The sequence below is a fragment of the Allobosea massiliensis genome, assembly GCF_042655245.1.
Classification (GTDB): domain Bacteria; phylum Pseudomonadota; class Alphaproteobacteria; order Rhizobiales; family Beijerinckiaceae; genus Allobosea; species Allobosea massiliensis.
Genome location: NZ_JBHSLU010000003.1, coordinates 57,431 through 81,225 on the forward strand (window position 1 = coordinate 57,431; position 23,795 = coordinate 81,225).

At 68.2% G+C, this 23,795-nt stretch carries 23 protein-coding genes and 1 other RNA gene; 8 read left to right on the forward strand and 16 right to left on the reverse strand.

The features are described from left to right. Nucleotides 1-6: 6 nt before the first annotated feature. The 5 genes from ACFPN9_RS00520 to ACFPN9_RS00540 all read right to left on the reverse strand — a co-directional run bounded on the left by ACFPN9_RS00520 (nt 7) and on the right by ACFPN9_RS00540 (nt 4,481). Entirely contained in the window at nt 7-1,767 is a 1,761-nt protein-coding gene (locus ACFPN9_RS00520; RefSeq protein ID WP_066722188.1) for a peptidoglycan D,D-transpeptidase FtsI family protein, read from the reverse strand. Beyond that, nucleotides 1,764-2,150, reverse strand: a complete 387-nt coding sequence (gene ftsL / locus ACFPN9_RS00525; RefSeq protein ID WP_066722186.1) for a cell division protein FtsL — start codon at nt 2,148-2,150, stop codon at nt 1,764-1,766. Before ftsL ends, ACFPN9_RS00520 begins: the two co-directional genes overlap by 4 nt. After that, nucleotides 2,147-3,205: a 16S rRNA (cytosine(1402)-N(4))-methyltransferase RsmH gene (gene rsmH, locus ACFPN9_RS00530; protein ID WP_377814917.1), complete on the reverse strand. Its 1,059-nt coding sequence runs from the start codon at nt 3,203-3,205 to the stop codon at nt 2,147-2,149. The genes ftsL and rsmH overlap by 4 nt, the downstream gene beginning before the upstream one ends. Next, entirely contained in the window at nt 3,205-3,678 is a 474-nt protein-coding gene (locus tag ACFPN9_RS00535; protein WP_066722184.1) for a division/cell wall cluster transcriptional repressor MraZ, read from the reverse strand. Before ACFPN9_RS00535 ends, rsmH begins: the two co-directional genes overlap by 1 nt. Before the next feature lie 341 nt (nt 3,679-4,019). Then, nucleotides 4,020-4,481: a MarR family winged helix-turn-helix transcriptional regulator gene (locus ACFPN9_RS00540; RefSeq protein ID WP_066722181.1), complete on the reverse strand. Its 462-nt coding sequence runs from the start codon at nt 4,479-4,481 to the stop codon at nt 4,020-4,022. Between the two features lie 203 nt (nt 4,482-4,684). On the opposite strand from ACFPN9_RS00540, the gene ACFPN9_RS00545 reads away from it, so the two are divergent. Beyond that, a complete protein-coding gene (locus tag ACFPN9_RS00545) occupies nt 4,685-5,107 on the forward strand; it encodes an organic hydroperoxide resistance protein (RefSeq protein ID WP_066722179.1) in 423 nt (140 codons plus the stop codon). A gap of 142 nt (nt 5,108-5,249) precedes the next feature. Here ACFPN9_RS00545 and rnpB read toward each other — a convergent pair. Both rnpB and ACFPN9_RS00555 read right to left on the reverse strand, forming a co-directional pair. Further along, nucleotides 5,250-5,666, reverse strand: an RNA gene (rnpB, locus tag ACFPN9_RS00550) — RNase P RNA component class A. Nucleotides 5,667-5,717: 51 nt separating this feature from the next. Beyond that, nucleotides 5,718-6,338 carry a transglycosylase SLT domain-containing protein gene (locus tag ACFPN9_RS00555; protein WP_066722177.1) on the reverse strand — a complete coding sequence of 207 codons (621 nt, stop codon included), beginning with the start codon at nt 6,336-6,338 and terminating at the stop codon, nt 5,718-5,720. 353 nt (nt 6,339-6,691) lie between these two features. Here ACFPN9_RS00555 and ACFPN9_RS00560 point away from each other — a divergent pair, with 353 nt between their 5' ends. The 6 genes from ACFPN9_RS00560 (at nt 6,692) to ACFPN9_RS00585 (ending at nt 13,137) form a co-directional block, all read left to right on the forward strand. After that, entirely contained in the window at nt 6,692-7,441 is a 750-nt protein-coding gene (locus ACFPN9_RS00560) for a molecular chaperone DjiA (RefSeq protein ID WP_066722175.1), read from the forward strand. Nucleotides 7,442-7,451: 10 nt separating this feature from the next. Beyond that, a complete protein-coding gene (locus ACFPN9_RS00565; protein ID WP_066722173.1) occupies nt 7,452-8,243 on the forward strand; it encodes an N-acetylmuramoyl-L-alanine amidase in 792 nt (263 codons plus the stop codon). Nucleotides 8,244-8,375: 132 nt separating this feature from the next. After that, nucleotides 8,376-10,064 (forward strand): efflux RND transporter periplasmic adaptor subunit, encoded by a 1,689-nt coding sequence (locus ACFPN9_RS00570; RefSeq protein WP_066722171.1) that lies wholly within the window; start codon nt 8,376-8,378, stop codon nt 10,062-10,064. Between the two features lie 31 nt (nt 10,065-10,095). Continuing rightward, nucleotides 10,096-10,860, forward strand: coding sequence for an ABC transporter ATP-binding protein (locus ACFPN9_RS00575; protein WP_066722169.1), 765 nt, complete (start codon nt 10,096-10,098; stop codon nt 10,858-10,860). After that, entirely contained in the window at nt 10,857-12,089 is a 1,233-nt protein-coding gene (locus ACFPN9_RS00580) for an ABC transporter permease (protein WP_066722167.1), read from the forward strand. Before ACFPN9_RS00575 ends, ACFPN9_RS00580 begins: the two co-directional genes overlap by 4 nt. A gap of 91 nt (nt 12,090-12,180) precedes the next feature. After that, a complete protein-coding gene (locus tag ACFPN9_RS00585) occupies nt 12,181-13,137 on the forward strand; it encodes a GGDEF domain-containing protein (RefSeq protein ID WP_066722165.1) in 957 nt (318 codons plus the stop codon). On the opposite strand, the gene ACFPN9_RS00590 is transcribed toward ACFPN9_RS00585, so the two are convergent. The 7 genes from ACFPN9_RS00590 to ACFPN9_RS00620 form a co-directional block, all read right to left on the reverse strand. Next, entirely contained in the window at nt 13,127-13,696 is a 570-nt protein-coding gene (locus tag ACFPN9_RS00590; RefSeq protein WP_066722163.1) for a flavodoxin family protein, read from the reverse strand. The genes ACFPN9_RS00585 and ACFPN9_RS00590 overlap by 11 nt on opposite strands. A gap of 125 nt (nt 13,697-13,821) precedes the next feature. Continuing rightward, on the reverse strand, nt 13,822-14,256 hold the full coding sequence (locus ACFPN9_RS00595) for a GNAT family N-acetyltransferase (RefSeq protein WP_082735475.1): 435 nt from the start codon (nt 14,254-14,256) through the stop codon (nt 13,822-13,824). Continuing rightward, on the reverse strand, nt 14,256-14,555 hold the full coding sequence (locus ACFPN9_RS00600) for an alkylphosphonate utilization protein (RefSeq protein ID WP_066722157.1): 300 nt from the start codon (nt 14,553-14,555) through the stop codon (nt 14,256-14,258). The genes ACFPN9_RS00595 and ACFPN9_RS00600 overlap by 1 nt, the downstream gene beginning before the upstream one ends. Nucleotides 14,556-14,663: 108 nt before the next feature. After that, the gene (gene metH / locus ACFPN9_RS00605) at nt 14,664-18,419 is read right to left on the reverse strand and encodes a methionine synthase (protein ID WP_066722155.1); all 3,756 of its coding nucleotides are present in this window, start codon (nt 18,417-18,419) and stop codon (nt 14,664-14,666) included. 100 nt (nt 18,420-18,519) lie between these two features. After that, nucleotides 18,520-19,431, reverse strand: a complete 912-nt coding sequence (gene metF, locus ACFPN9_RS00610; RefSeq protein WP_156446579.1) for a methylenetetrahydrofolate reductase [NAD(P)H] — start codon at nt 19,429-19,431, stop codon at nt 18,520-18,522. Further along, nucleotides 19,431-20,471 (reverse strand): ArsR/SmtB family transcription factor, encoded by a 1,041-nt coding sequence (locus ACFPN9_RS00615; RefSeq protein ID WP_066722153.1) that lies wholly within the window; start codon nt 20,469-20,471, stop codon nt 19,431-19,433. The genes metF and ACFPN9_RS00615 overlap by 1 nt, the downstream gene beginning before the upstream one ends. 78 nt (nt 20,472-20,549) lie before the next feature. Next, nucleotides 20,550-21,902, reverse strand: a complete 1,353-nt coding sequence (locus tag ACFPN9_RS00620; protein ID WP_082737558.1) for an aminotransferase-like domain-containing protein — start codon at nt 21,900-21,902, stop codon at nt 20,550-20,552. A gap of 132 nt (nt 21,903-22,034) precedes the next feature. Between ACFPN9_RS00620 and ACFPN9_RS00625 the strand changes: the two genes are divergently transcribed. Further along, nucleotides 22,035-22,934 carry a DMT family transporter gene (locus ACFPN9_RS00625; RefSeq protein ID WP_245289510.1) on the forward strand — a complete coding sequence of 300 codons (900 nt, stop codon included), beginning with the start codon at nt 22,035-22,037 and terminating at the stop codon, nt 22,932-22,934. Here the strand turns inward: ACFPN9_RS00625 and ACFPN9_RS00630 are convergent. After that, nucleotides 22,931-23,533 (reverse strand): MOSC domain-containing protein, encoded by a 603-nt coding sequence (locus ACFPN9_RS00630; RefSeq protein WP_066722149.1) that lies wholly within the window; start codon nt 23,531-23,533, stop codon nt 22,931-22,933. The genes ACFPN9_RS00625 and ACFPN9_RS00630 overlap by 4 nt on opposite strands. A 48-nt stretch (nt 23,534-23,581) precedes the next feature. Continuing rightward, a complete protein-coding gene (locus tag ACFPN9_RS00635; RefSeq protein WP_066722147.1) occupies nt 23,582-23,785 on the reverse strand; it encodes a cold-shock protein in 204 nt (67 codons plus the stop codon). Nucleotides 23,786-23,795 lie beyond the last annotated feature (10 nt).

Consider the following 23,795-nt stretch of genomic DNA (forward strand, 5'->3'; position numbering starts at 1 on the left):
CAAGCGTCAGCGCGTGCCCCAGGCCCCCAGCCGCGCCATCAGCGGGAAGGGTTGGGCCGGCGGCTCGAAGCGCGGCGGCAGGCCGAGGATCGGCGCCGTGCGTTCGATCACCTTGCCGGTGGTGATGCCGGCGTTCCAGGCGGCGGTCGAATAGCCGCCGCTTTCGGCATAGCCCTTCGGCTCATCATAGATCGCGAGGAAGAGGTAGCGCGGCTTGTCGGAGGGCGCGATCGCCGTGAAGGTCGTGAAGTTCTTGTTCTTGGCATAGCGGCCATTGATGACCTTCTCGGCCGTGCCGGTCTTGCCGCCGACGAAATAGCCGGCGATGTCGGCCTTGCGGGCCGAGCCCTTCTCGCCGTTGAGGCGCATGATGAAGCGCATCGCCTCGGAGGTCTCGGGCTTGATCACCCGCACGCCGCTGCGCTTGGCCTCCTCCTCCGACCGCTTCAGGAAGGTCGGGGTGATCAGGGTGCCGCCATTGACCAGCGCACCGACCGCCGCCATCGCCTGGAGCGGCGCGACCGCGAGGCCGTGGCCGAAGGCGATGGTCGCCGTGTTGATCTCGCCCCACCGCTGCGGGACGATCGGCGCCGCGCTCTCCGGCAGCTCGGTCGTCATCCGGTCGAGCTGCATCATCTTGCGCAGGAAGGCCTTGTGCCCCTCGACGCCGACGGCCAGCGCCATCTTGATCGAGCCCATGTTGGACGAGTGCAGGAAGACCTCCGGCACGGTCAGGGTCCGGCCCGTGCCGTGATACTCCTTGATGACCTGCCGGCCGAACCGCATCATGCCGCCGGCGGTCGAATAGCTCGAATTGATGTTGGCCTTGCCGGAATCCAGCGCCATCGCGATGGTCAGCGCCTTGAAGGTCGAGCCCATCTCGTAGACGCCGACATTCATCCGGTTGATCCGGTCCTTCTCCAGCGCGTCGACCGGGTTGCCGGGGTCGAAGTCGGGCAGCGACACCAGCGCGATCATCTCACCGGTGTTCACGTCCATGATCGCGCCCGCAGCGGCGATCGCCTTGTATTTCTCCAGGCCCTTCGAAAGCTCGTCGCGCAGCGCGTGCTGGACGCGAAGATCGATCGACAGCGTCATCGGCTTGAGATCGGACGCCTGCGTCGCGAGGCCGGCACCGTTGAGATCCTGCAGCCCATGCGAGTCGATGTATTTCTCGATGCCGGCGATGCCGACATTGTCGACATTGGCGAAGCCCAGCACATGGGCGGCGGCCGTGCCGTTGGGATAGACGCGCTTGTTCTCGGGCACGAAGCCGACGCCGGGGATGCCGAGGCGGTGCACCTCGGCCTGCTGGCGCGGCGTGATCTCGCGCTTGACCCAGACGAAGCCCTTCTTGGTGCCGAGCTTGTCGCGCAGGTCCTTCGCGTCGAGATCGGGCAGAACGGCGGTCAGCAACTCCGTCGCCTCGTCCTTGTCGAGGATCTTCCGCGGCTCGGCGAAGACCGAGACGGTGCGGATATCGGTCGCCAGCACCTCGCCATTGCGGTCGACGATGTCGGGACGCGCGGCCGAGATCGCGTTGGACGTCGCACGGCGCAGGCCGACCTGCTCGTTGGGCAGGGTCGCCAGCATCACAAGCCGGCCGGTGATCGCCAGGAAGAGCGCGGAAAAGCCGAGGATGACCAGACCGACGCGCGGCTGGCTCTTCTCGCCGCTCATCCGGAAGACGTCGCGCAGCGCGCCGAAACGGCGCCGTGGCGCGGCCTCCGGCGCTTCCTCGACGATGTGGGTCGGGGTCTCGCTCATGGACGGCCTCCCGGCGTGGTCGCACTCGGCTTGCGGTCGCGCGGCGTCTCCGTCGGCACGCCCAAGCCGAGATCCTCGAGCTTGCGGCCGATGGCATCGACCTTCGGGCCGCGATTGGGGACATCCGACATGCGCACCACCTGCGTCACCGAAAAGGGCTGCAGATCGAGATGGCGGTCGGCGAGCGCCTGCAGACGATCCGGCCGGTTCAGGAACTGCCACTCGGCCTTCAGCACGGCGATGGCGTCGCGCTCGCGCTGCGCTTTCATCCGGATCTTCTGGAGTTGCTCGGCCTCCAGCGTCGTCTCGTATTTGATCGTGTAGGCGTAGAAGGCCGAGGAGACGAGCGCCCCGATGGCGACGAGATGCAGCAGCTTGATCATGCACGGGGCCTCCGGCGGGGCTGCGGCTCGGGCAGGCCGGCGAGCGCGACGAGATCGGGACCGGCCGGGCGCGGCGGCGCCTCGTTGCGGGCGGCGGCGCGCAGCTTGGCCGAGCGGGCGCGCGGATTGAGCCGCATCTCGGCCTCGGATGGCGCCACCGGCCCACGGCTGACCAGGCTGAAGGTCGGCTGAGCGGCCGTCAACACCGGCGCGTGGCGGGAGCCGGCCGGGGCACGCCCCGAGCGCTCGGCCAGAAACTGTTTGACGATGCGATCTTCCAGCGAGTGGAAGGTGACGACCACGAGACGTCCACCCGGCGCCAGAACCTCTTCCGCCGCATGCAGCGCGCGCACGAGTTCGCCGAGTTCGTCATTGACCGCGATGCGCAGCGCCTGGAACACCCGCGTGGCGGCATGCGGCCCGCCGGGCTCCGCCCAGACGATGCCGGCCACGAGATCGGCGAGTTGCTTCGTCGTCGTCAGCGGGGCCTTGCGCCGCGCCTCGATGATCGCGCGCGCCACCGCGCGGGAACGCCGCTCCTCGCCGTAATGGTAGAAGATGTCGGCGAGGACGCCCTCCTCCGCCTCGTTGACGAGGTCGGCGGCGCTGCGGCCCTCGCGGCCCATGCGCATGTCGAGCGGCCCGTCGAAGCGGAAGGAGAAGCCTCGCTCCGCCTGATCGATCTGCATGGAGGAGACGCCGATGTCGAGCACGATGCCGTCGAGCGGGACGCGGTCGAAACGCTGCGCCTCTTCGGCGAGTTCGCTGAAACGGGCCTGCGCCAGCGTCAGCCGCCCGGCCATCTCGGACACCAGCTTCGCGCCGCCGGTGATGGCGGTCGGGTCGCGGTCGAGCGCCAGCAGGCTCGCATCCGGCGCGGCCTCGAGGATCGCGCGGGCATAGCCACCGGCGCCGAAGGTGCCGTCGAGATAGCGCCCGCCCGGCTTCGGCGCGAGTGCGCTCAACACCTCGGCGAGCAGCACGGGGATATGCGGCGCGCCCTCTTGCGACTCGATCGCGGTCTGGCCCGCCCGGCTCTGCATGCGGCCCGGCATCAGCCAGCCGCCCCACCGCTCGGCGGCGGCACGCTCAGCGCGCGCTTGACGTCGCGCAGCTTCGCCTTGGCGGCATCGAGATGCGCCTGGAACCGGGCCGGCTCCCAGATCTGGAATTTGTGGCCATGCCCGACGAAGGTCACCGCATCCGTGATCCCCGTATGCGCGCGCAGCGCCTCGCTCAGCATGATGCGGCCCTCCGGATCGACCTTCAGCACCTCCGAGGTGCCGTTCAGCGCCGTCGACAGCGACTCCCACTCCTCCGAAAAGGGCGAGAAGCCCGCGAGAATGTCGTCGATCGTCTTGCGCAGGGCGTGACCGCCGGCATCGAAGGCCGCGAGATCGAGCGCCGGATGAACGTAAAGCCCCTCGTAGCCATCCTTGGCCAGCACGGCGCGGAAGCTCGACGGGATCGAGACGCGCCCCTTGGCGTCCAGCCGGTTGGTGAAATTCGAGACGAAGCGGTCCGTCAACGCCGCCTCCCGGCCTGCTCACTGGCTGGCCGCTCGCCCGCGAAGCTTGCGGGGCGGTAGCCCCCCGCCGAAGCAGGCAAGGCGACACGATCGACCAGTTTCCGCGCGGCACACGGACCCTGATCTGACGACTGCCTGCCGGCTTCGACGGGATGATTTGGGATAGCATGGGCCTGTATGGGCGTCAACGGAATCGCGCCCGCGCAGGCGCCGCTGCGGGGGCTGTCGATCATCACAGCCCGTTAAGGTTAAGTATCCGTAACCACGCGCGATTCCTCGTTCGCAGCGGCCGGCGCGGCCACTGCGGGCGGGGAAATGACCTCAAAAAAATTATCCTGCGATCAGTCCGGATCGCTTGCGGCCAGCAGGGCTTCGCGCAGCGCTGCCAGGTCTGCGAGCAGCCGCCCGTCCGGCGGAAGGGCCGCACCGATGGCCCGGCCCATCGCACCCGGCACACAGGCCCCCTTCTCCCGCAGCCGCTCCCCCGCCTCGGTCAGATGGAGCAGGACCTGGCGCTCGTCGCTGCGGCTGCGCTCGCGCCGGATCAGACCGGCTGCCTCGAGCCGCTTGAGCAGGGGCGTCAGCGTGCCGGAATCGAGCGACAGCCGCTCGCCCAGCGCCTTCACCGTCAGCCCGTCACCTTCCCACAGCACGAGCATGACCAGATATTGCGGATAGGTGAGCCCGGTCTCCGCGAGCACGGACCGGTACATCCGGGTGAAGGCCTGGCCGGCCCGATAGACGGCGAAGCAGAGCTGCTCTTCCAGCCTGGGGCTCGCCCGCCCGGGAACTTTTTTCGACATGACCGCTTCCCTATCCGCCGCCCTCACCCGATCCGGGCCATCGCCGCGGCGATGAACCAGCATTGGCGAGCCCAATCAACTCAGCGTGAACCGCGGCGTTATGATCGTTGACAATTAGATTGTGCACGATATAAATCGAACCCGCAAGATCACCTGGTCGCAAACGGGTATGCCCGCGCGGCCCAGCAGCGAAGGAGTTCGCCATGAAGGTTCTTTACACCGCTCACGGTTCGGCCACCGGCGGCCGCGAAGGCAAGGCCGCGACCGACAGCGGCAATGTCGCCGTCGTCCTCAACACCCCAAAGGAACTCGGCGGCGGCGGCGGCGAAGGCACCAATCCCGAGCAGCTCTTCTCGATGGGCTATTCGGCCTGCTTCCTCGGCGCGCTGAAATTCGTCGCCGGCAAGGAGAAGGTGAAGATCCCCGAGGATGCGAAGGTCAGCGCCGATGTCGGCATCGGCCCGCGCGACGACGGCGCCGGATTCGGCCTGGCCGTGACGCTGACCATCTCGGTTCCGGGCGTCGACAAGGCCGTGGTCGAGGACCTCGTCCAGAAGGCCCACATCGTGTGCCCCTATTCGCATGCGACCAAGGGCAACATCGACGTCGAGCTCAAGGTGGCGTGAAGCCGAAGCACCGCGCAGAGGCTTGCGGCAATTCGCTCTGGTGAGTCGGATGGAGCGATGTTCGAGAACCGGAGCGGAGCGGATATCTCGTCCGCGAGCACCGGAAGCGCAGGACATCGCTTCAGCCGGCCGCCGGAGTAGAATTGCCAGTCGGCCTGTAAGCCGGGTTCTGGATGGCCGGAAGATCGCTCTCCCGGCGTGACGGCCATTCCTCTGGGACGCGCATTACTGCGCGCCTCGAGCAACCAACCCGGACGACAGGGCCCGGAAAAGGCCCCTCTCCGCTCGCGCGGACAGCATCGTCCCTATTCGGTTTTGCTCCCGGTGGGGCTTGCCATGCCGTCCCCGTTGCCGGGTCCGCGGTGCGCTCTTACCGCACCTTTTCACCCTTACCGCGCGTGGAGGCCGAGGCTTCCCTGCGAGGCGGTTCGATCTCTGTGGCGCTATCCCTGGGGTCGCCCCCGCCGGACGTTATCCGGCACCGTTTTTCCGTGGAGCCCGGACTTTCCTCCCTCGCAGGAACCTGCGTTCCCATGAGAGCGGCCGTCCGGCCGACTGGCGGGAGGGCTAGTGCGCGCTCCCGGCGGCTGCGTCAACCGCCACGACGCCTTCAGTTGCGGGCCGTGATGGTGCGGACCTTGGCGCAGTAGGTGCGGTTCGCCCCGCTCATGCGCTCGGCCATGTGGCCGCTCTGATACTTCATGATGGTGCGGCAGGTGTCGCCGCCAGCCGCCCGATAGGCCATGGCGAGGTATTTCATCGCGTAGCGGGCGTTGGTCTCGGGATCCAGCAAACCGCCGGCGCCTCCCGTATAGCCCATGCCGCGCGCAGTCTGGTGGCGGATCTGCATCAGCCCGTAGTTGCCCGCATTGGCGGCACGGGGATTGTAGCGGCTCTCGATCCGCACCACGGCATCGGCCAGCGAGAAGGGCACGCCATTGGCGGCCGCATGGCGCGCGACCAGTGCCTTGAGCCCCTCCGATCCGGCAGGAGCCGACAGAGCGGCCCGCTCCGCCTTCGCCTTCTTCCCATCGCTCGATGCGGCGGGCGCGGCTGCTTCCTCCGGCTTGGCTTCGCCCGCCGCTGCGGCCGCTTTCTCCCGCTGGATCTCGGCCTCGCGAACGATGAACGCCCGGGCGTCCGTCTCGTCATTGACCTGGGCCTGGGCCGGCTGGAGCGATGCGAGGCAAATCGCGACGACGGCGAGAGCGCCGCTGGAGGTATACCGCATGATCGACTGAACCTTTGCTACCGCCTATTGGCTAGAAGGCGCAGTCCAGTGATCAGTAAATGTGACGAGAATCTGTCCCTCGATTCGCCAAATCGTTCGATTTGTACCTTGATCCGGCCGATCTACGTATTCTTACTGGAAAGTATTGAGCATGTAAAAATTCGCCCCCGACACTTCGCGGTCCCGAGCCGGCTGTGTATTGGCGCCCACCCGGCACTTTGTGCCCTATTTCCGCCATAATTGAGGTTTGCGACCGGATAACGCGGCGAGTCGGCCTCATGCCGGGGCTGTCGGCGCAGCTGCGTTCTGGTTATGGTCGCGCCGTCACCACAGCGCCCGGAGTCGCCTGAACCATGGTTTCGTCTTTCTGGGGGCTGCTGGGCGGCGGCGGCCTCGGCCTCGTTCTCGGCGGCCCGCTCGGCGCCCTGCTCGGGGCACTCGCCGGCCATATGCTGGTCGACCGCGAGGGTTCCCCCTTCGGCGCGGCGCCCCGCGAACTGGTCTTCACCACCGGCCTCGTCGCGCTCGCCGCCAAGATGGCCCGTTCCGACGGCGTGGTGACGCGCGACGAGGTCGCCGCCTTCCAGCGCATCGTCACCGTCCCGCCCGAGCAGCAGGCGCGCATCGAGATGCTGTTCGATCTCGCCAAGCAGACCAGCGCCGGTTTCGAAGCCTATGCCGGGCAGATCGCCGAGAGCTTCCGCGACGAACCGGCCCTGCTCGAGGACGTGCTCGACGGGCTCTTCCTGATCGCGGCCGCTGATGGCGCGATCCACCAGGACGAGCACGCCTATCTCCGCGAGGTCGCGACGATCTTCGGCATCGACGAGGCCGGTTTTGCCCGCATCGAGGCCCGCCATGTGCGGCGCGCCGACGATCCCTATCTCGTGCTGGGCGCCTCGCGCGAGATGGGCGACGAAGAGCTCAAGCGGCATTACCGCCAGCTCGTCGCCCAGAACCACCCGGACCGCGAGTTCGCCCGCGGCCTGCCCGAGGAGGCGGTCGCCATCGCCACCCGCCGCCTCGCCGCGATCAACGCCGCCTGGGACCGGATCGAGCGCGAGCGCGGTCTGCGGGCGCGGCTCAGCATCGAGCCGGCCTGAGCCTCAGCGCATGAGCAGAGACGCCACCCCGGACAGCCGCTTCGCGGCCAAGATCTTCCCCTCGCCCAACCATGGCGAACGCAAGGGCGGTCCCCTTGAGGGCGCGCCACGCCGGCCGGACATGCTGATCCTGCACTACACCGGCATGCCAGTTGCCGGCGAAGCCCTGCAATGGCTCTGCAACCCGGTCTCGCAGGTCTCCTCGCACTACTTCGTCTTCGAGAACGGCCACACGCTCCAGCTCGTGCCGGAAGCCCGCCGCGCCTGGCATGCCGGCGCCTCGCACTGGGCCGGCGAGAGCGACATCAACTCCTGCTCGATCGGCATCGAGATCGCCAATCCCGGCCATCCCGGCGGCCTGCCCGATTTCCCGGAGGAGCAGATCACAGCCACGCTCAACCTCTGCCGCGACATCTGCGAGCGATGGGCCATCCCGCCTGAGCGCGTGCTCGCCCATTCCGATGTCGCCCCGGGCCGCAAGATCGACCCCGGCGAGAAATTCCCCTGGCGCCATTTTGCGCAAGGCGGCGTCGGCCTCTGGAGCGAACCCGCGCCGATCCGCAGCGGCCGCTTTTTCGCCCGCGGCGACTCGGGCCAGCCGGTCGAGGCATTGCAGGCGATGTTCGCGATGTTCGGCTACGGCGTCGCGGTCGACGGCATCTATGACGAGAAGCTGGAAGCGGTGGTCGCCGCCTTCCAGCGCCACTGGCGCCAAGACAAAGTTGACGGCGTCGCCGACGCCTCGACGATCACGACCCTGCGGGATCTGATCGCCGCGACGCAGGGTTCGCGGACAGCGTGACCCATCGACTTCTGACGCCGAAACAACCGGAAACCGACCTCTCCTCAACATTGCGGTAAGTTAACTCGCCGCCGAACACGGATTCTGGCATGGTGCGGCGGCTGAAAAGACGTCGGCCATGCCGACGCGACGATGGGGACCAATTTGCGCAAGTGGGTGATCGGAACGGGTGTCGTGGCCGTGCTCGCGGCCGGCGGCTACTGGGCGTGGCGTCCGGCCGGCGGTCCCTCCAGCGAGGCGGCCTACAGGACGGCTCCGATCGACCGCGGCCAGATCACCGCCGCCGTGCGCGCCACGGGCACCTTGACGCCGATGACGACCGTGCTGGTCGGCTCGCAGCTCTCCGGCCAGATCGTCGAAATCCTCGCCGACTACAATTCGCAGGTGAAGGCCGGACAGGTCGTCGCCCGCCTCAACAGCGATCAGATCAAGACACGTCGCGACGCCGCGCAGGCAGACCTGATGCAGGCAAAGGCCGATCTCCTGGTCAAGCGCGCCCAGCTCGACCGCGCCCGCTCGACGCGGCTCAAGGCCAATTCGACCGTCAGGGACCTCGAAGCCCAGCGCGACCGCACCGCAGCCCAGCTCGCCGATGCGAAGCGCACTTTCGAGCGCCAGAGCGAGTTGTTCAGCCGCGGCGCCGGCTCGCAGCAGACGCTCGACACCGCCCGCACCCAGCTCGAGGTCCAGACGGCGACGCTCGCCTCCAGCGAGGCACAGGTCGCCTCGGCCAAAGCCGAACTCAACGGCCTCGACGCCGATATTCTCCTCGCCGAGGGTCAGGTCGCGTCCGGCGAGGCGCTGATCGCCCAGCGTGACGCCAAGCTCAAGGACATCCTGATCGACCTCGAGCGCACCGACATCCGCTCGCCCGTGGACGGCGTCGTCGTACAGCGACAGGTCGATCTCGGCCAGACGGTTGCCGCCTCGCTTTCGACGCCGACCCTGTTCCAGATCGCGCAGGACCTGCGCACCATCGACATCTACGCCAATGTCGACGAGGCCGATGTCGGCCGCCTGAAGCCGGGCCAGCCGACGACCTTTACCGTCAACGCCTATCCCAACCGCACTTTCGAGGGCCGCGTCGAAATGGTGCGCCTCGGCGCGCAGACCATCCAGAACGTCGTCACCTATACCGGCGTGATCCGGGTCGAAAACCGGGACATGGCACTGCTGCCCGGCATGACCGCCAATCTCCAGGTCGTCACCGAGGACCGGCGCGACGTGCTGCGCGTGGCGAACGCCGCCCTGCGCTTCCGCCCGCCAGGAGCGGCTGGTGGGTCGGCACCTGCCACCGGAGCGGCCGTTGCGGCAGCCCCCTCCACCCGCGGCGGCGGGCCTGGCCAGGCCGCCGCCTTCCGCGAGCGCATCGAAACCGAATTGCAGCCGACGCCCGAGCAGAAGCAGGCCATCGCCGCGATCATGCAGGAGCGTCGCGCCGGCTTCCGCGAGGCCATGGCCGGCATGAGCGAGGACGAGCGCCGCGCGGTCTTCCGCAAGGCGCGCGCCGACATGATCGCCAAGGTCGCCGCCGTGCTCGACCCCGAGCGCCGAGCCAAGTTCGAGGCGATGATGCAGGAGGGCCGCGGCGCGCCGCAGCAGGGCATGCCCGGCCGCGTCTATGTGCTCGGCGAGGACGGCCTCCCCCGCGCCGTGCCGGTCATGCTCGGCCCGACCGACGGCGCCTATACCGAACTCCTCTCCGGTGAGCTGACCGAGGGCCAGGCGGTCATCGTCGGTGGCGGACCGCGCCCCGCGGCCACGGCGCCCGCTACCCCCGCCGGCCCGCCCATGCGCGGCGGCCCGCCGCGTCTGTTCTGATGGGCGCGCCCTCCACCCTCGCGGCGCAGCCATGTCGCTGATCGAAGCCCGCGCGCTCTCCCGCGTCTACGACCTCGATTCCGGCCGGGTGACCGCGCTTGACCGGGTCTCGCTCGACATCGAGGCCGGCGACCTCGTGGCGGTGATGGGCCCGTCCGGCTCGGGCAAATCCACCTTCATGAACCTGATCGGCTGCCTCGACCGGCCGACCGGCGGACATTACCGGCTCGACGGCGTCGCGGTCGAAACGCTCGGCAGTGATGGCCTTGCAGAACTGCGCAACCGCAAGCTCGGCTTCGTCTTTCAGCAGTTCAACCTGCTGCCGCGCGTCGACGCCTGCGCCAATGTCGAGCTGCCGATGGTCTATGCCGGGGCCGACCGCAAGACGCGGCGCCAGCGCGCGCTCGCCGCTCTCGGCCGGGTCGGGCTGGCCGAACGCGCCCATCACCGGCCGATGCAGCTTTCAGGCGGGCAGCAGCAGCGCGTCGCCATCGCCCGTGCGCTGGTCAACGAGCCTCGCCTGCTGCTGGCCGACGAGCCGACGGGCGCGCTCGACAGCCGCACCGCGCTGGAGATCCTCGCGCTCTTCCAGGATCTCAATCGCGAGGGCGTCACCGTCGTCCTCGTCACCCATGACGCCGAGGTCGCGCGCCACGCCCGCCGCGTCATCCGCTTCCGCGACGGCCGGCTCCTCAGCGACCAGCGGCAGGAGGCGGCCGACGCCCGCACGGCGCTGGCGTCCATCGACTCCCGTGCAGCGGCGGAGCCCGATCCCGCGCCGGAGCCCGTCCCGTGAGCATCCTCGAGGCCATCCGCTCCGCGCTCTCGGCCATCGGCGCCAATGCGCTGCGCTCGGCCCTGACGATGCTCGGCATCATCATCGGCGTCGCCGCCGTCATCGCCATGGTCGCGATCGGCTCGGGCGCCCGAGAGCGAGTGACCTCTCAGATCAAGTCGCTGGGCGCCAATCTCGCCATCGTCCAGTCCGGCAACGTCACGCAGGGCGGCGCCCGGCTCGGCGCCGGCGCCTCCTCGACCCTGACCGACGAGGACGCGACCGCCATCGCCCGGGAGGTCGACGGTGTGCTGGCCGCCGCCCCGGTCATCGTCACACGCGCGCAGGCCGTGTTCGGCGGCGCCAACTGGTCGACCCAGATCACCGCAACCGATCTCGATTTCTTCACCGCGCGCGAATGGGAGGTCGGCGAAGGCCGCCTGTTCGAGCCGGAGGAACTGCGCCGTGGCGAGATCGTCGCCATCATCGGCCAGACAGTGGCGCGCAATCTCTTCGGCGAGCAGAACCCGCTCGAACAGCAGTTCCGCATCCGCAATGTACCCTTCAAGGTCATCGGCGTGATGGCGCCCAAGGGCCAGTCGGCGCTGGGCCAGGACCAGGACGACGTCATCTTCGTGCCGCTCGACACCGGCCGGCGCCGCATCGTCGGCCGCAACTACGCCCGCGACCGCTCGGTCCAGACCATCATGGTCAAATTCGCCAGCGAGGAGGCGATCGCGCCCGGCATCGAACAGACAAGCGCGCTGCTGCGCCAGCGCCACAGGCTGATGGCGGACCAGGAAGACGACTTTATCGTCCGCAACCTGACCGAGATCGCCAACACCGCCACCCAGGCCGCCAATACACTGTCCTGGCTGCTGGCGGCGGTGGCCGGCGTCTCGCTGCTCGTCGGCGGCATCGGCATCATGAACATCATGCTCGTCTCGGTCACGGAGCGGACGCGCGAGATCGGCCTTAGGCTCGCGGTGGGCGCGCGCCAGCGCGACGTGCTGGCGCAGTTCCTGATCGAGGCGACGACGCTCGCCACCATCGGCGGGGCGGTCGGCATCGCGCTCGGCATCGGCTCGGCGCTCACGATTGCGCGAATTGCCGGCTGGCCCTCTGTCGTCTCGCTCGAAACGATCGCCATCGCCGTCGGCGTCTCGGGCCTGATCGGCGTGTTTTTCGGCTTCTATCCCGCCCGACAGGCCGCGCGGCTCGATCCCATTGAGGCGCTGCGCCGGGAGTGACCGGCGCGCTTTCGCGCATCTCTGAAAGGGTCGTTTAACACGGCTGGGCTAGTGTTTCGGGCATGTCCAAGCCCGTCGCAAACCGGATCTGATGCTCGAGACCTCGACGCCCCCGGGCGCTCTCGGCGCCGCAAGCCTCTACAGCCAGGCTCTGTCAGGGCCCGGTGGTGCGTGGTCCTGCGACCTCGCCACGGAGACCGTGAGCTGGACGGACGGCGTTTACGACCTCTTCGAGATTCGGCGCGGGCAGACCCTCCATCGCTCGATGGCGCTCGACGTCTATCAAAGCCAAAGCCGCAGTGAGATGGAGCGGCACCGGGCTGCCGCCATCCGCAGCGGGAAGGGTTTCGTGCTGGACTGCCAGCTTCGCTCGGGCGGCCGCAGCCGCTGGATGCGCCTGCGCCTCGGCGTCAGCTACGACCAGGGTCGCCCGATCCGGATCTTCGGCTCCAAGCAGGACGTCACCGCCGAGAAGAAGATGTGGGACGGGCTCGTGACTGTCTCATCCAAAGATCCGCTGACCGGCCTGACGAACCGGCGCGCCTTCGAGGAGGCCACGCGCGAACTCAGCCGTCATGCGAACGAGTCCCATGGCTTCGCTCTCGCCGTGGTCGCGATCGACGATGTCGAGGGGCTGCGCGAGCGCCATGACCATGCCGGTGCGGTCGACTGCCTGCGCTGCGTCGGCGAACGTCTGGCACGCCTGTTTCCGGATGCGATCCTGGTCGCGCGCATCGGCGGGGCCGAATTCGCCCTGCTGCTTCGCGGCGGCACCGCCAAGGCGATGGAGGCAACTCTGGCCAACGCGCACCGGCTGCTGGCTCGCCCGGTGCCGCGCGGCAGCGGCGCGATCGAACTGCAACTGTCGATCGGCGCCGCCTTGCTGAAACCCTCTCATAGCAACGATCCGAAGCGGCTCTTTGCCGAGGCCGATTCCGCGCTTTATGTCGCGCGGGCGGCCGGCGGCAATGTCGTGCGGGTCTTCGACGGCATGATCGCGCGGCCGCCTGCGACCGCGCCGATCCAAGCGGCGGGGCTCAGCCTTTGACGCTCTTGACCACGTCGGCGACATTGGCGCCGAAGGCTTCCGCCGTCTTCAGGTCGCCCGGGATCATCTCGTCGACGCCCGCATCGGAGGGCGAGGTCACGAGCAGGCCCTGATAGCCGCCGAGATTGTTGAGATCGTCGCGGGTGCTCGACTTGGCGTTGGACGGATGCATCCCCGTGCCGGTCCAGAGCATCTTGTGCTGGGCGGCGAGCAGCGCGAGATAGGCGATAGTCGAGCCCTTGTCGCCGTTCAGCGTCGCGGAATTGGTGAAACCGGCCGCGATCTTGCCCTTCCAGTCCATCGTGTACCAAGGCTTGCTGGAGGCGTCGGCGAATTTTTTGAACTGCCAGGAGACGCTGCCCATATAGGTCGGCGAACCGAAGACGATGCCGTCGGCGGCCTTGAGCGTGGCCCAGGCGGCCTCGGGCAGATTTCCGTCCGCATCGATCGCCAGCAATTCGACGGTCGCGCCCGTGCCGCGCGCACCCTTGGCGACATGCTCGGCGACCTTGGCGGTATGGCCATAGCCGGAATGGAACACGATAGCGATCTGGGTCATGAGAGCCTCCTGAGGATCAATCTGTAAGGTGGCTCCAAGATGTTGCGGCGCGGCGACGTCCGCAACGGTCAAACGATTGCCTCCGCGCAGGCTCGGAATGGCGCCGGTGCAATGCCGGCCGAGGCTCAACCCAGCGGCTTGATGAAGACGATGTTGCCGTCGAGCGAGCGGCCGGTTTCCCGCCAGCCATGGCGGCGATAGAAGCGCTCCGCCCTCGTGCCGGCACCGGTGGTGAGATGGGCCTGAACGATCCCGGCCGCCACCAGACCCGCGAGGGCCGCGTCAAGCAGCGCCCGGCCATGGCCCTGCCCCTCATGGTCCGGATCGACGAACAGCCCCCAGATCAGCCCCGTCTGGGGATTGGCGCAGGTAAAGCCGGCGATCTCGCCATCGGCCTCCGACACCAGGAAGATCGCGTGATCGCGGTACCAGGCGACTTCTGCATCGGTCACGCGCGAGGGGTCCGACAGCACGTTCTCGCGCACGCCCATGCGGATCGCATGGATGCGCGGCTGATCGGCTAGGGTCGCCTTGCGGATCACGGGCGAGGCTGCGGTCATCAGCGTTTGCGGACGAACTCGGTTCGCAGCACGAGCCCGCGGATCGTCTCGTGCCGGCAGTCGATCTCCTCGGGATCATCGGTGAGGCGGATCGAGCGGATCACCGTGCCCTGCTTCAGCGTCTGCCCGGCGCCCTTGACCTTGAGATCCTTGATCAGCACGACGGAATCGCCGTCGGCGAGCACATTGCCGGCGGAATCGCGCACGACCACGCTGTCGGTTGCGGCCGCTGCGGCCATCTCAGAGGCGGGGCGCCACTCGCCCGTCACCTCGTCATAGACGTAGTCGTCGTCAGCCATGGTCGTTCTTCCGCATCCGGTTTCGGGCCGATCGGCCCTGCGGGGCTATACGCCGCCCCGCCGCCAATCCACAAGAGCGGAATGTAGAAAAGACGGAGGCCGCCTGCCCTACTCCGCCGCCTCGAGCCGATAGCTCGCGGGCTCATAGTTGAGGATCGGCGCCAGCCAGCGCTCGACCTCATGGATCGGCATACCCTTGCGGGCGGCATAGTCCTCGACCTGGTCGCGCTCGACCTTGGCAACGCCGAAGTAATAGGCCTCCGGATGCGCGAGGTAGAGCCCCGACACGGAGGAGCCCGGCCACATCGCGAAGCTCTCGGTCAGCTTCACGCCGACGCGGGATTCCGCCTTGAGCAGCTCGAACAGCGTCGCCTTCTCGGTATGGTCGGGCTGGGCGGGATAGCCGGGTGCCGGTCGGATGCCGCGATATTCTTCGCGGATCAGATCCTCGTTGGAGAGCGCCTCGTCGGGGGCGTAACCCCAGTAGTCGCGCCGCACGAGCTGGTGCATCCGCTCGGCGAAGGCTTCCGCGAAACGATCCGCCAACGCCTTGACCATGATCGAGCGGTAATCGTCATTGTCGCGCGCGAACTTCTCCGAGATGCGCTCTTCCTCCGCCCCGGCCGTGACGACGAAGCCGCCGATATAGTCGGGCCGGTCGACACCTTCCGGCGCGACGAAATCCGCGATGCACATGTTCGGCTTGCCGTCGCGCTTGGAGAGCTGCTGGCGCAGGCCGTGCAGCGTCGCCAGACGCTCGGTGCGGCTTTCGCCGGTGTAGAGCGCGATGTCGTCGCCGACCGCATTGGCGGGCCAGAAGCCGATCACCGCCTTCGGGTTGAACCAGCGCTCCTCGACGATGCGCTTCAGCATGGCCTGGGCATCGTCCCAGAGGGCGCGTGCCGCTCGCCCCTGCGTCTCGTCCTCGAGGATCGCCGGGAAGCGCCCCTTCATCTCCCAGGTCTGGAAGAAGGGGGTCCAGTCGATCAGCGGCACGAGGTCGGCGAGATCATAGGTGCGGAAGGTCCGCGTCCCGAGGAAGCTGGGCTTCGGCGGCTGATAGGCGCTCCAGTCGGGCTTGAAGGCGTTGGCGCGGGCCTTGGCCAGCGGCAGGCGCTGCTTATCGGCCTCCGAGCGGCGATGCGCCGCCGAGACCTTGGCATATTCCTCGCGGATGCCCTCGACATAGGCCGGCTTCTGGTCCTGCGAGAGCAAGCTGGAGACCACGCCGACGGCGCGCGACGCGTCGGTGACGTAGACCGCCTGCCCCTTCTCATAGGCCGGGTGGATCTTCACCGCCGTGTGGACACGGCTCGTCGTCGCCCCGCCGATCAGCAGCGGAATGTCGAAGCCCTCGCGCTCCATCTCGGAGGCGACCGTCACCATCTCGTCGAGCGAGGGCGTGATCAGCCCCGACAGGCCGATGATGTCGACCTTCTCCTTGCGCGCCACGTCCAGGATCTTCTGCGTCGGCACCATCACGCCGAGGTCGATGACCTCGTAATTGTTGCACTGGAGCACGACGCCGACGATGTTCTTGCCGATGTCGTGGACATCGCCCTTGACCGTCGCCATCAGCACCTTGCCGGCGGCCGAGCGTTCGGAGCCGCCGTTCAGGCGCTTCTCCTCTTCCATGAAGGGCATGAGGTAGGCCACCGCCTGCTTCATCACGCGGGCCGACTTCACCACCTGCGGCAGGAACATCTTGCCCGCGCCGAACAGGTCGCCGACGACGTTCATGCCGGCCATCAGCGGCCCTTCGATCACATGCAGCGGCTTCTCGGCCTGCTGGCGCGCCTCCTCCACATCGACATCGATGAAGGCGGTGATGCCGTTGACCAGCGCATATTCAAGCCGCTTCTCGACCGGCCCCTCGCGCCAGGCCATGTCCTTGCCGGAAAACGACACCGAGCCGTCGCCCTTGAAGCGCGGCGCCGCGTCGAGCAGCCGCTCGGTCGCATCCTTGCGCCGGTTGAGGACGACATCCTCGCAGAGTTCGCGCAGCTCGGGGTCGAGATCGTCATAGGAGCCGAGCTGGCCCGCATTGACGATGCCCATATCCATGCCGACCTTGATGGCGTGGTAGAGGAAGACCGAGTGCATCGCCTCGCGGACCTTCTCGTTGCCGCGGAACGAGAAGGACAGGTTCGAGACGCCGCCCGAGATATGGGCGTGCGGCAGGGTCTCGCGGATCGTCTTAGTCGCTTGAATAAAGTCGTTGCCGTAGTTGTCGTGCTCCTCGATGCCCGTCGCCACGGCGAAAACGTTGGGGTCGAAGATGATGTCCTCGGGCGGGAACCCGATCTGCTCGGTCAGGAGCTTGTAGGCGCGCGTGCAGATCTCGATCTTGCGCTCATAGGTGTCGGCCTGCCCCTTCTCGTCGAAGGCCATCACCACCACGGCCGCCCCGTAGTTGCGGCAGATGCGCGCCTGCTCGAGGAAGGCCTCCTCGCCCTCCTTCATCGAGATCGAGTTGACGATCGGCTTGCCCTGGATCGTCTTCAGGCCGGCCTCGATGATCGGAAACTTGGAGGAATCGACCATGATCGGAACGCGGCTGATGTCCGGCTCCGAGGCGATCAGGTTCAGGAACTCGGTCATCGCCTTCTCGGAATCGAGCAGGCCCTCGTCCATGTTGACGTCGATCACCTGTGCGCCGTTGGCGACCTGGTCGCGCGCCACGTCGAGCGCCGCGGCATAGTCGCCATTGGTGATCAGCTTGCGGAACTTGGCCGAGCCGGTGACGTTGGTGCGCTCGCCGACATTGACGAAGGGGATCGTCTCGTCGAGCGTGAAGGGCTCGAGCCCGGCCAGCCGCAGATAACGCTTGATCTCCGGCACCTGGCGCGGCGCCTTGCCGGCCACCGCCTGCGCGATCGCCGCGATATGCCCCGGCGTCGTGCCGCAGCAGCCGCCGACGACATTGACGAGGCCCGCATCGGCAAACTCGGCCAGCATCGCGGCCGTCGCCTCGGGGCTTTCGTCATACATCCCGAATTCATTGGGTAGGCCGGCATTGGGATAGGCGCAGATCAGCGTGTCGGCGACGCGCGACAGGTCCTTGATATGGGCGCGCATCTCGCGCGCGCCGAGCGCGCAGTTGAGGCCGATCGTCAGCGGCGCGGCATGGCGCACCGCGTTCCAGAAGGCCTCCGTCGTTTGGCCGGACAGGGTGCGCCCCGAGAGATCGGTGATCGTTCCGGAGATCATCACCGGCAAGCGGATGCCGCGCTCGCGATAGACGTTCTCGATCGCGACGATCGCCGCCTTGGCATTGAGCGTGTCGAAGATCGTCTCGACGAGGATGATCTCGGACCCGCCGTCGATCAGCCCGCGCACCTGCTCGGCATAGGAGTCGCGCACCTGGTCGAAGGTCACAGCCCGGAAGCCCGGATTGTTGACGTCCGGCGAGATCGACAGCGTGCGGTTGGTCGGGCCGATCGCGCCGGCGACATAGCGGCGCCGCCCATCCGCCTTCTGGGCGATGGCAGCCGCCTCGCGGGCAAGCTTCGCCGACACCACGTTGAGCTCATAGGCCAGCGCCTCCATGCCGTAATCGGCCTGGGCGATCTGGGTCGAGGAGAAGGTGTTGGTCTCGACGATGTCGGCGCCGGCCTGGAAGTAAGCCAGGTGGATGTCACGGATCGCGTCCGGCTGGGTCAGCACCAGCAGGTCGTTGTTGCCCTTGAGGTCGTGGTTCCAGCCCTTGAAGCGCTCGCCCCGGAAATCCGCTTCGGAGAACTTCTGGTTCTGGATCTGCGTCCCCATCGCGCCGTCGAGGACGAGGATGCGCTCGGACGCGGATTGGCGCAGCGCGCGCTCGATCTCGGCACCGTCGACGGGGGTGGGCTGGAAATCTGACATTGTCACGCCTTCATCGAAGCCGGATCGACTCGCTCGATCCGGCAGCCCTCGTCCTTGGGAGCGCCGGGCAAGCGCCTCTAAGGACGAGGTCGTGTTGAGATCACTCCGCCGCAGCCGCCTGCGGTTCGCCACGCTCCGGCTTCACCCCGACCAGATGGCAGATGGCATAGACCAGATCGGCTTTGTTCATCGTGTAGAAGTGCAGGTCCCCGACGCCGCGGTCGATCAGGTCGAGCACCTGCTCGGCGCAGACCGCCGCCGCGACGAGACGGCGCGTCGCGGCATCGTCCTCGAGCCCCTCGAAGCGATCGGCCAACCATTGCGGCACGCTCGCGCCCGTCTTGCGGGCGAAATTGGCGGTCTGCTTGAAGTTCTGCACGGGCACGATGCCGGGCAGGATCGGAATGTCGATCCCGGCGGCGCGGACCTTGTCGAGATAGCGGAAATAGACGTCGTTATCGAAGAAGAACTGCGTGATGGCGCGCGTCGCTCCCGCATCGACCTTCTTCTTCAGCGCGTCGATATCGGCGTCCAGCGACGCGGCCTCCGGATGCTTCTCCGGATAGGCCGAGACCGTGACCTCGAAATCGCCGATGCGCTTTAGCCCCGCCACCAGATCCGAGGTCTGGTGATAGCCCTGCGGATGCGGCTCGTAGACCGTGCCGAGCCCGCCCGCCGGATCGCCGCGCAGCGCCACGACATGGCGGACGCCCGCCTCCCAATAGCCGCGGATGACCTCATCAACCTCGTCACGCGAGGCTGAAACGCAGGTGAGATGCGCCGCCGGCTTCAGCGCCGTCTCCTCGACCATGCGCTTGACGGTGGCGTGGGTGCGCTCGCGCGTCGAACCGCCGGCGCCATAGGTCACCGAAACGAAGGAGGGCGCGAGCGGCTCCAGCCGGCGCACGCTCTCCCAGAGCGAAACCTCCATCTCCGGCGTCTTGGGCGGGAAGAACTCGAAGGAGATCTTCGGGCGGCGGGTGCCGTGCCGGCTGGGTCGGAAAGCGTTCATCAGGCCACCTCGAGATTGGTGCGTCGCGGCATCGGATCGGACTGGACGCGCCGGTCGCAACCCCGCCAGAGCATGACCGGCAACTGGCCGGAGCCGCCGCCGGCGAGCGTGATTTCCTCGGAGAGATCGCAGGCGAGCCCGCTCTCGGCGAACCAGCCGGCAATCTGCGCCCGCGAGAAGCCGAGGCGGCGATGCGCGTGCTCGGTTCGCAGGAACTCCATCTCGTGCGGGGCGAAATCGACGACGATCAGCCGCCCGCCAGGGGCCAGCATCGCCGCCGCTTCGCGCACGGCGCGGCCGGGATCGTCGAGGAAGTGCAGAACCTGGTGGATCACCACGAGGTCGAAGCTGCCGCGCGGAAAAGGCAGCGCATAGATGTCGCCCTGGCGCAGCTCGACGCGGGCCAGACCGGCGGCCTCGAGATTGGCGCGGGCCACCGCCAGCATGGCGTGGTTGGCGTCGACGCCGACGGCGCGGCCGAATTTCGGCGCGATGCGCTGGAGCATCCGGCCCGTGCCGGTGCCGAGATCGAGCAGGCTGCCAGGCGAGCCCTTGCCGACGGCAGCCTCGACGGCGGCCTCCACCGCCTCGTCGGGCACATGCAGCGAGCGCAGCCGGTCCCAGTCGCGCGCCACGCTGGCGAAATAGGCCTGCGCCGCCTCCGCCCGGGTGCCCCGCACCGCGGCGAGCCGCTCGCGATCGGCCGTCAGGACCGGGTCGGAGCGGTCGAGCCAGGTGGCGAGAGAAGCGGCGAAGGCCCCGCCCGCTCCAGTTTCGTCCAGGCGGAAAAAGGCCCAGGCGCCCTCGCGCGAGCGACGCACCAGCCCCGCCTCCGCCAGGAGCTTGAGATGGCGCGAGATGCGCGGCTGCGATTGGCCGAGGATGTCGGTGAGGTCCGAGACCGACAATTCGCCCTCCGACAGCAGCGCCAGGATGCGCAGCCGCGTCTCTTCGCCCGCCGCGCGCAGCGCAGCCAGCAGGACGTCGGACGGCAGGGTGGTCGGTAGGCGCAAGGCAGGCTCCGCATCAACCAAAAACATATAAAGATATGTTTATGTCGCTTCGCCGGCGGGCGCAACAGCTTTCTCGGTTGGAACCGCCCCAGGCTGGCCGGCCGGTTAACGGTCCTTAACCACACGCCCCAGCGCTGCGAACAGCCGCGGATCGCCCGACTGGGCGACGTTGAAGCGCATGAAGCGGCTGGCACTCTGCGACAGGCTGTAGACGTTCCCGGGCGCCAGCACGATGTCCTGCGCCAGCAAGCGCTGCGCGATGACGGCGGAATCCAGCCCTTCCGGCAGCCGGCACCACAGGAACATGCCGCCGCGCGGCTCGATCCAGGGCTCGATGCCGATGGCATGGAGCCTGGCCGCCGTCTCGCCCATCGCCCGCGCGAGCCGCGTGCGGAGCCCGTCCATATGCCGGCGATAGCCGCCATCCTTCAGCACGCCGAGCACGAGCTCGGCCGCCAGCCGCCCCGTCCCGAAGGAGCCCGCGATCTTCAGGTCGATCAGCCCCTCGATCCAGTCGCGCCGAGCGGCGATGTAGCCGCAGCGCACCGAGGCCGAGAGCGACTTGGAGAAGCTGCCGATCTGGACGACGCGCTCCAGCCCGTCGAAGGCGGCGAGACGCGGCGCCGGCTCCAGCTCGAAATCGGCGAAGATGTCGTCCTCGACGATGGTCAGGCCGAAGGGTTCGGACAGCTTAAGCAACCGGTGCGCGACAACTGGCGACAGGCTCGCCCCGGTCGGATTGTGCAGACCCGAATTGGTGACGTAGAGCCGCGGCCGGTGCTCGGACAGAACCTGCTCGAAGGCGGCGAGATCGGGACCGTTCGGCCCGAAGGGCACGCCCACCATCCGCACGCGATGCGCCCTCAGCAGGGCATGGAAGTTGAAGTAGCAGGGATCGTCGACGAGCACCGTGTCGCCGGGCTCGACGAGGAGGCTGCAGACGAGATCGAGCGCCTGCGTACCGGATTCGGTGAGCAGGATCTGGTCCGGCGCGGCTTCGATGCCATGCCCCGCCAGCCGGCGCGACAGCCACAGTCGCAGCGGCGCCAGCCCCAACGGCGTGCCGTAATCGGCCAGCGTCTCGGCCGGGGCTCGCGAGAGCGCCCGCAGCGAACGACGCAGGCTCTCCTGCGGCAGCCACTCCGCCGGTAGCCAGCCACAGCCCGGCTTCAGGACCGTGTCGCCGGCATCCAGCGTCTGCCGCGACACCCAGAAGGGATCGACCGCGCGCTCCAGCCGCGGCCCGAGATCGGCGGGCGAGAAGGGCTGCGGCGGGCCGGCGACGAAGAAGCCGGAGCCCCGCCGCGCCTCGATCGCGCCCTCCGCCGCCAGCCGGTCATAGGCCTCGACCACCGTGGATTTCGACACTGCCATCGCGGTGGCGAAGGCGCGGATCGAGGGAAGCCGCGCGCCCGGCGCCAATCTCCGCCCCGTGATGCGCTCGCGGATGGCGCCCATGACGGCACCGACGCGAGTTTCAGGACGCCGCAGTTCGCTCCTGTCAGCCACCGGCTGTTCCGACTCTGTCATCAGTACAGTTTGCCTCAATTGTCCGGACCTGTCTCTGGGCGATGTGCTTGGTCCGCAGCAATGACCCCTCCCACAGCGATGGAGGAACTGCGCATGGTCGAAGACAGGACGAGTGGTCTGGTGAACGGCCTGCTGGGGGTGATCATCTTCGCGGGCTCGCTGCCAGCGACGCGGGTCGCGGTGGCGGATTTCGACCCGGTGTTCCTGACGCTCGCCCGCGCCGCCATCGCAGGCCTGCTCGGACTGGCCCTGCTGCTCCTCTTCCGCGAGAAGCGGCCCTCGCGATCCGACATCCTGCCTTTGGTGGTGGTCTCGCTCTGCGTCGTCATCGGCTTCCCGCTGCTGACGGCGCTTGCGCTGCGGCACGTCACGGCGGCGCATTCGATCGTCTTCATTGGCCTCCTGCCGCTCGCCACCGCGCTGTTCGGCGTGCTGCGCGGCGGCGAACGCCCGCGTCCGGCGTTCTGGCTGCTCTCGGGCCTCGGCAGCGCTCTCGTCGTCGGCTTCGCCCTGAGCCAGGGCTTCGCCGCCGCCCCGACCGGCGACCTGTTGATGCTCGCCGCGATCGTGGTCTGCGGCTGGGGCTACGCCGAGGGCGCGACACTGTCGCGGCGGCTCGGCGGCTGGCAGGTCATCTCCTGGGCGCTGCTGCTGGCACTGCCCGTCACGGCGAGCGCCGCGTTGGCGCTGCGCCCCGCCAGCATGGCGGCGACAAGCACGCCCGCCTGGCTCGGCCTCGCCTATGTCTCGCTCTTCAGCATGCTGATCGGCTTCGTCTTCTGGTATCGCGGCCTCGCCCAGGGCGGCATCGCGGCCGTCGGGCAGTTGCAGTTGCTGCAGCCCTTCTTCGGCCTCGCTCTGGCCGGATTGCTGATCGGCGAGACGGTGACCTGGCCGATGCTGATGGCGTGCGCGGCCGTCGCGGCCTGCGTCGCCGGCGCCCGGCGCTTCGCCCGCTAACCTGTCGTGACCGGCGGGATCACCACCACCGCATCACCCACTGCGATCGGGCCGGCCAGGTCGACGCTCAGTACCAGCCCGCGCAGACCGGCAGCCGCCTTGACGAAGCGGAACAGGAGTTCGGGGCGCCCGCTCGCAGCCGCGACCGCGGCACCCGCACGCCGACAGGGCGGATTATAGGCTTCCACCCGCAGGACCGCGCTGCCGTCGAATCGCCCTCGCCCAACCCAGCTTCCGCCGATAGCGAGCCGGCTGCCCGGCGCGATATGCGAAAAGGCCGGCAGCCCCTCGATCAGCAGATTGCCGCCAAGCCAGCCGGGCGGCAAAGCCGGAAGATCGAGCGCGGTCGCGATCACGGCCAGTTCATCAGGGCAGAGCGCCGAGAGCTGGCGATCGTTCCGCAGAAGCAGCCCGCGCGGCAGCCAGGCCTCGCGCGGCCCCGATCGCCGCACCGCGCCGGAATGGAGATCGCCGACAATGCCCGCATGGTCGAGCATGAGGGCCGTGACCGCCAAGGTCACAAAGGGGTGTCGCGACGAGGCATCTCCCGCCGCGACGAGAACGCTGGCGACGCGGCCGATGACGGGCGTGTTTTTCACATCGGCGGCATGCTGTCCGCCGACGACGCTGTCAACCGCGGCCGCGGGTCACAGCAACTGCAGCGAGCCCGCCGCGGTCTTGCCCCGTTCGGTTTTCAGTTCGAACGAGACTTTCTGCCCCTCGGTCAGTGTCATCATGCCTGCTTCCTTAACGGCAGTGATGTGGACGAACACATCCTTGCCGCCATCCGAAGGCTGAATGAAGCCGAAGCCTTTTTCTGTATTGAACCACTTGACGGTCCCGGTCGCCATCGCCGCATCC

What these genes read in the sequence shown, in the direction of transcription:
- ACFPN9_RS00560 (WP_066722175.1), top strand. Translation starts at nt 6,692, where the DNA reads ATGGTTTCGTCTTTCTGGGGGCTGCTGGGCGGCGGCGGCCTCGGCCTC.
- ACFPN9_RS00565 (WP_066722173.1), top strand. Translation starts at nt 7,452, where the DNA reads ATGAGCAGAGACGCCACCCCGGACAGCCGCTTCGCGGCCAAGATCTTC.
- rsmH (WP_377814917.1), bottom strand. Translation starts at nt 3,205, where the DNA reads ATGCCGGGCCGCATGCAGAGCCGGGCGGGCCAGACCGCGATCGAGTCG.
- ACFPN9_RS00520 (WP_066722188.1), bottom strand. Translation starts at nt 1,767, where the DNA reads ATGAGCGAGACCCCGACCCACATCGTCGAGGAAGCGCCGGAGGCCGCG.
- ACFPN9_RS00595 (WP_082735475.1), bottom strand. Translation starts at nt 14,256, where the DNA reads ATGACCGCAGCCTCGCCCGTGATCCGCAAGGCGACCCTAGCCGATCAG.
- ACFPN9_RS00615 (WP_066722153.1), bottom strand. Translation starts at nt 20,471, where the DNA reads ATGTTTTTGGTTGATGCGGAGCCTGCCTTGCGCCTACCGACCACCCTG.
- ACFPN9_RS00625 (WP_245289510.1), top strand. Translation starts at nt 22,035, where the DNA reads ATGACCCCTCCCACAGCGATGGAGGAACTGCGCATGGTCGAAGACAGG.
- ACFPN9_RS00570 (WP_066722171.1), top strand. Translation starts at nt 8,376, where the DNA reads ATGGGGACCAATTTGCGCAAGTGGGTGATCGGAACGGGTGTCGTGGCC.
- ACFPN9_RS00540 (WP_066722181.1), bottom strand. Translation starts at nt 4,481, where the DNA reads ATGTCGAAAAAAGTTCCCGGGCGGGCGAGCCCCAGGCTGGAAGAGCAG.
- ACFPN9_RS00635 (WP_066722147.1), bottom strand. Translation starts at nt 23,785, where the DNA reads ATGGCGACCGGGACCGTCAAGTGGTTCAATACAGAAAAAGGCTTCGGC.
- ACFPN9_RS00575 (WP_066722169.1), top strand. Translation starts at nt 10,096, where the DNA reads ATGTCGCTGATCGAAGCCCGCGCGCTCTCCCGCGTCTACGACCTCGAT.
- ACFPN9_RS00555 (WP_066722177.1), bottom strand. Translation starts at nt 6,338, where the DNA reads ATGCGGTATACCTCCAGCGGCGCTCTCGCCGTCGTCGCGATTTGCCTC.
- metH (WP_066722155.1), bottom strand. Translation starts at nt 18,419, where the DNA reads ATGTCAGATTTCCAGCCCACCCCCGTCGACGGTGCCGAGATCGAGCGC.
- metF (WP_156446579.1), bottom strand. Translation starts at nt 19,431, where the DNA reads ATGAACGCTTTCCGACCCAGCCGGCACGGCACCCGCCGCCCGAAGATC.
- ACFPN9_RS00585 (WP_066722165.1), top strand. Translation starts at nt 12,181, where the DNA reads ATGCTCGAGACCTCGACGCCCCCGGGCGCTCTCGGCGCCGCAAGCCTC.
- ACFPN9_RS00590 (WP_066722163.1), bottom strand. Translation starts at nt 13,696, where the DNA reads ATGACCCAGATCGCTATCGTGTTCCATTCCGGCTATGGCCATACCGCC.
- ACFPN9_RS00545 (WP_066722179.1), top strand. Translation starts at nt 4,685, where the DNA reads ATGAAGGTTCTTTACACCGCTCACGGTTCGGCCACCGGCGGCCGCGAA.
- ftsL (WP_066722186.1), bottom strand. Translation starts at nt 2,150, where the DNA reads ATGATCAAGCTGCTGCATCTCGTCGCCATCGGGGCGCTCGTCTCCTCG.
- ACFPN9_RS00600 (WP_066722157.1), bottom strand. Translation starts at nt 14,555, where the DNA reads ATGGCTGACGACGACTACGTCTATGACGAGGTGACGGGCGAGTGGCGC.
- ACFPN9_RS00620 (WP_082737558.1), bottom strand. Translation starts at nt 21,902, where the DNA reads ATGGGCGCCATCCGCGAGCGCATCACGGGGCGGAGATTGGCGCCGGGC.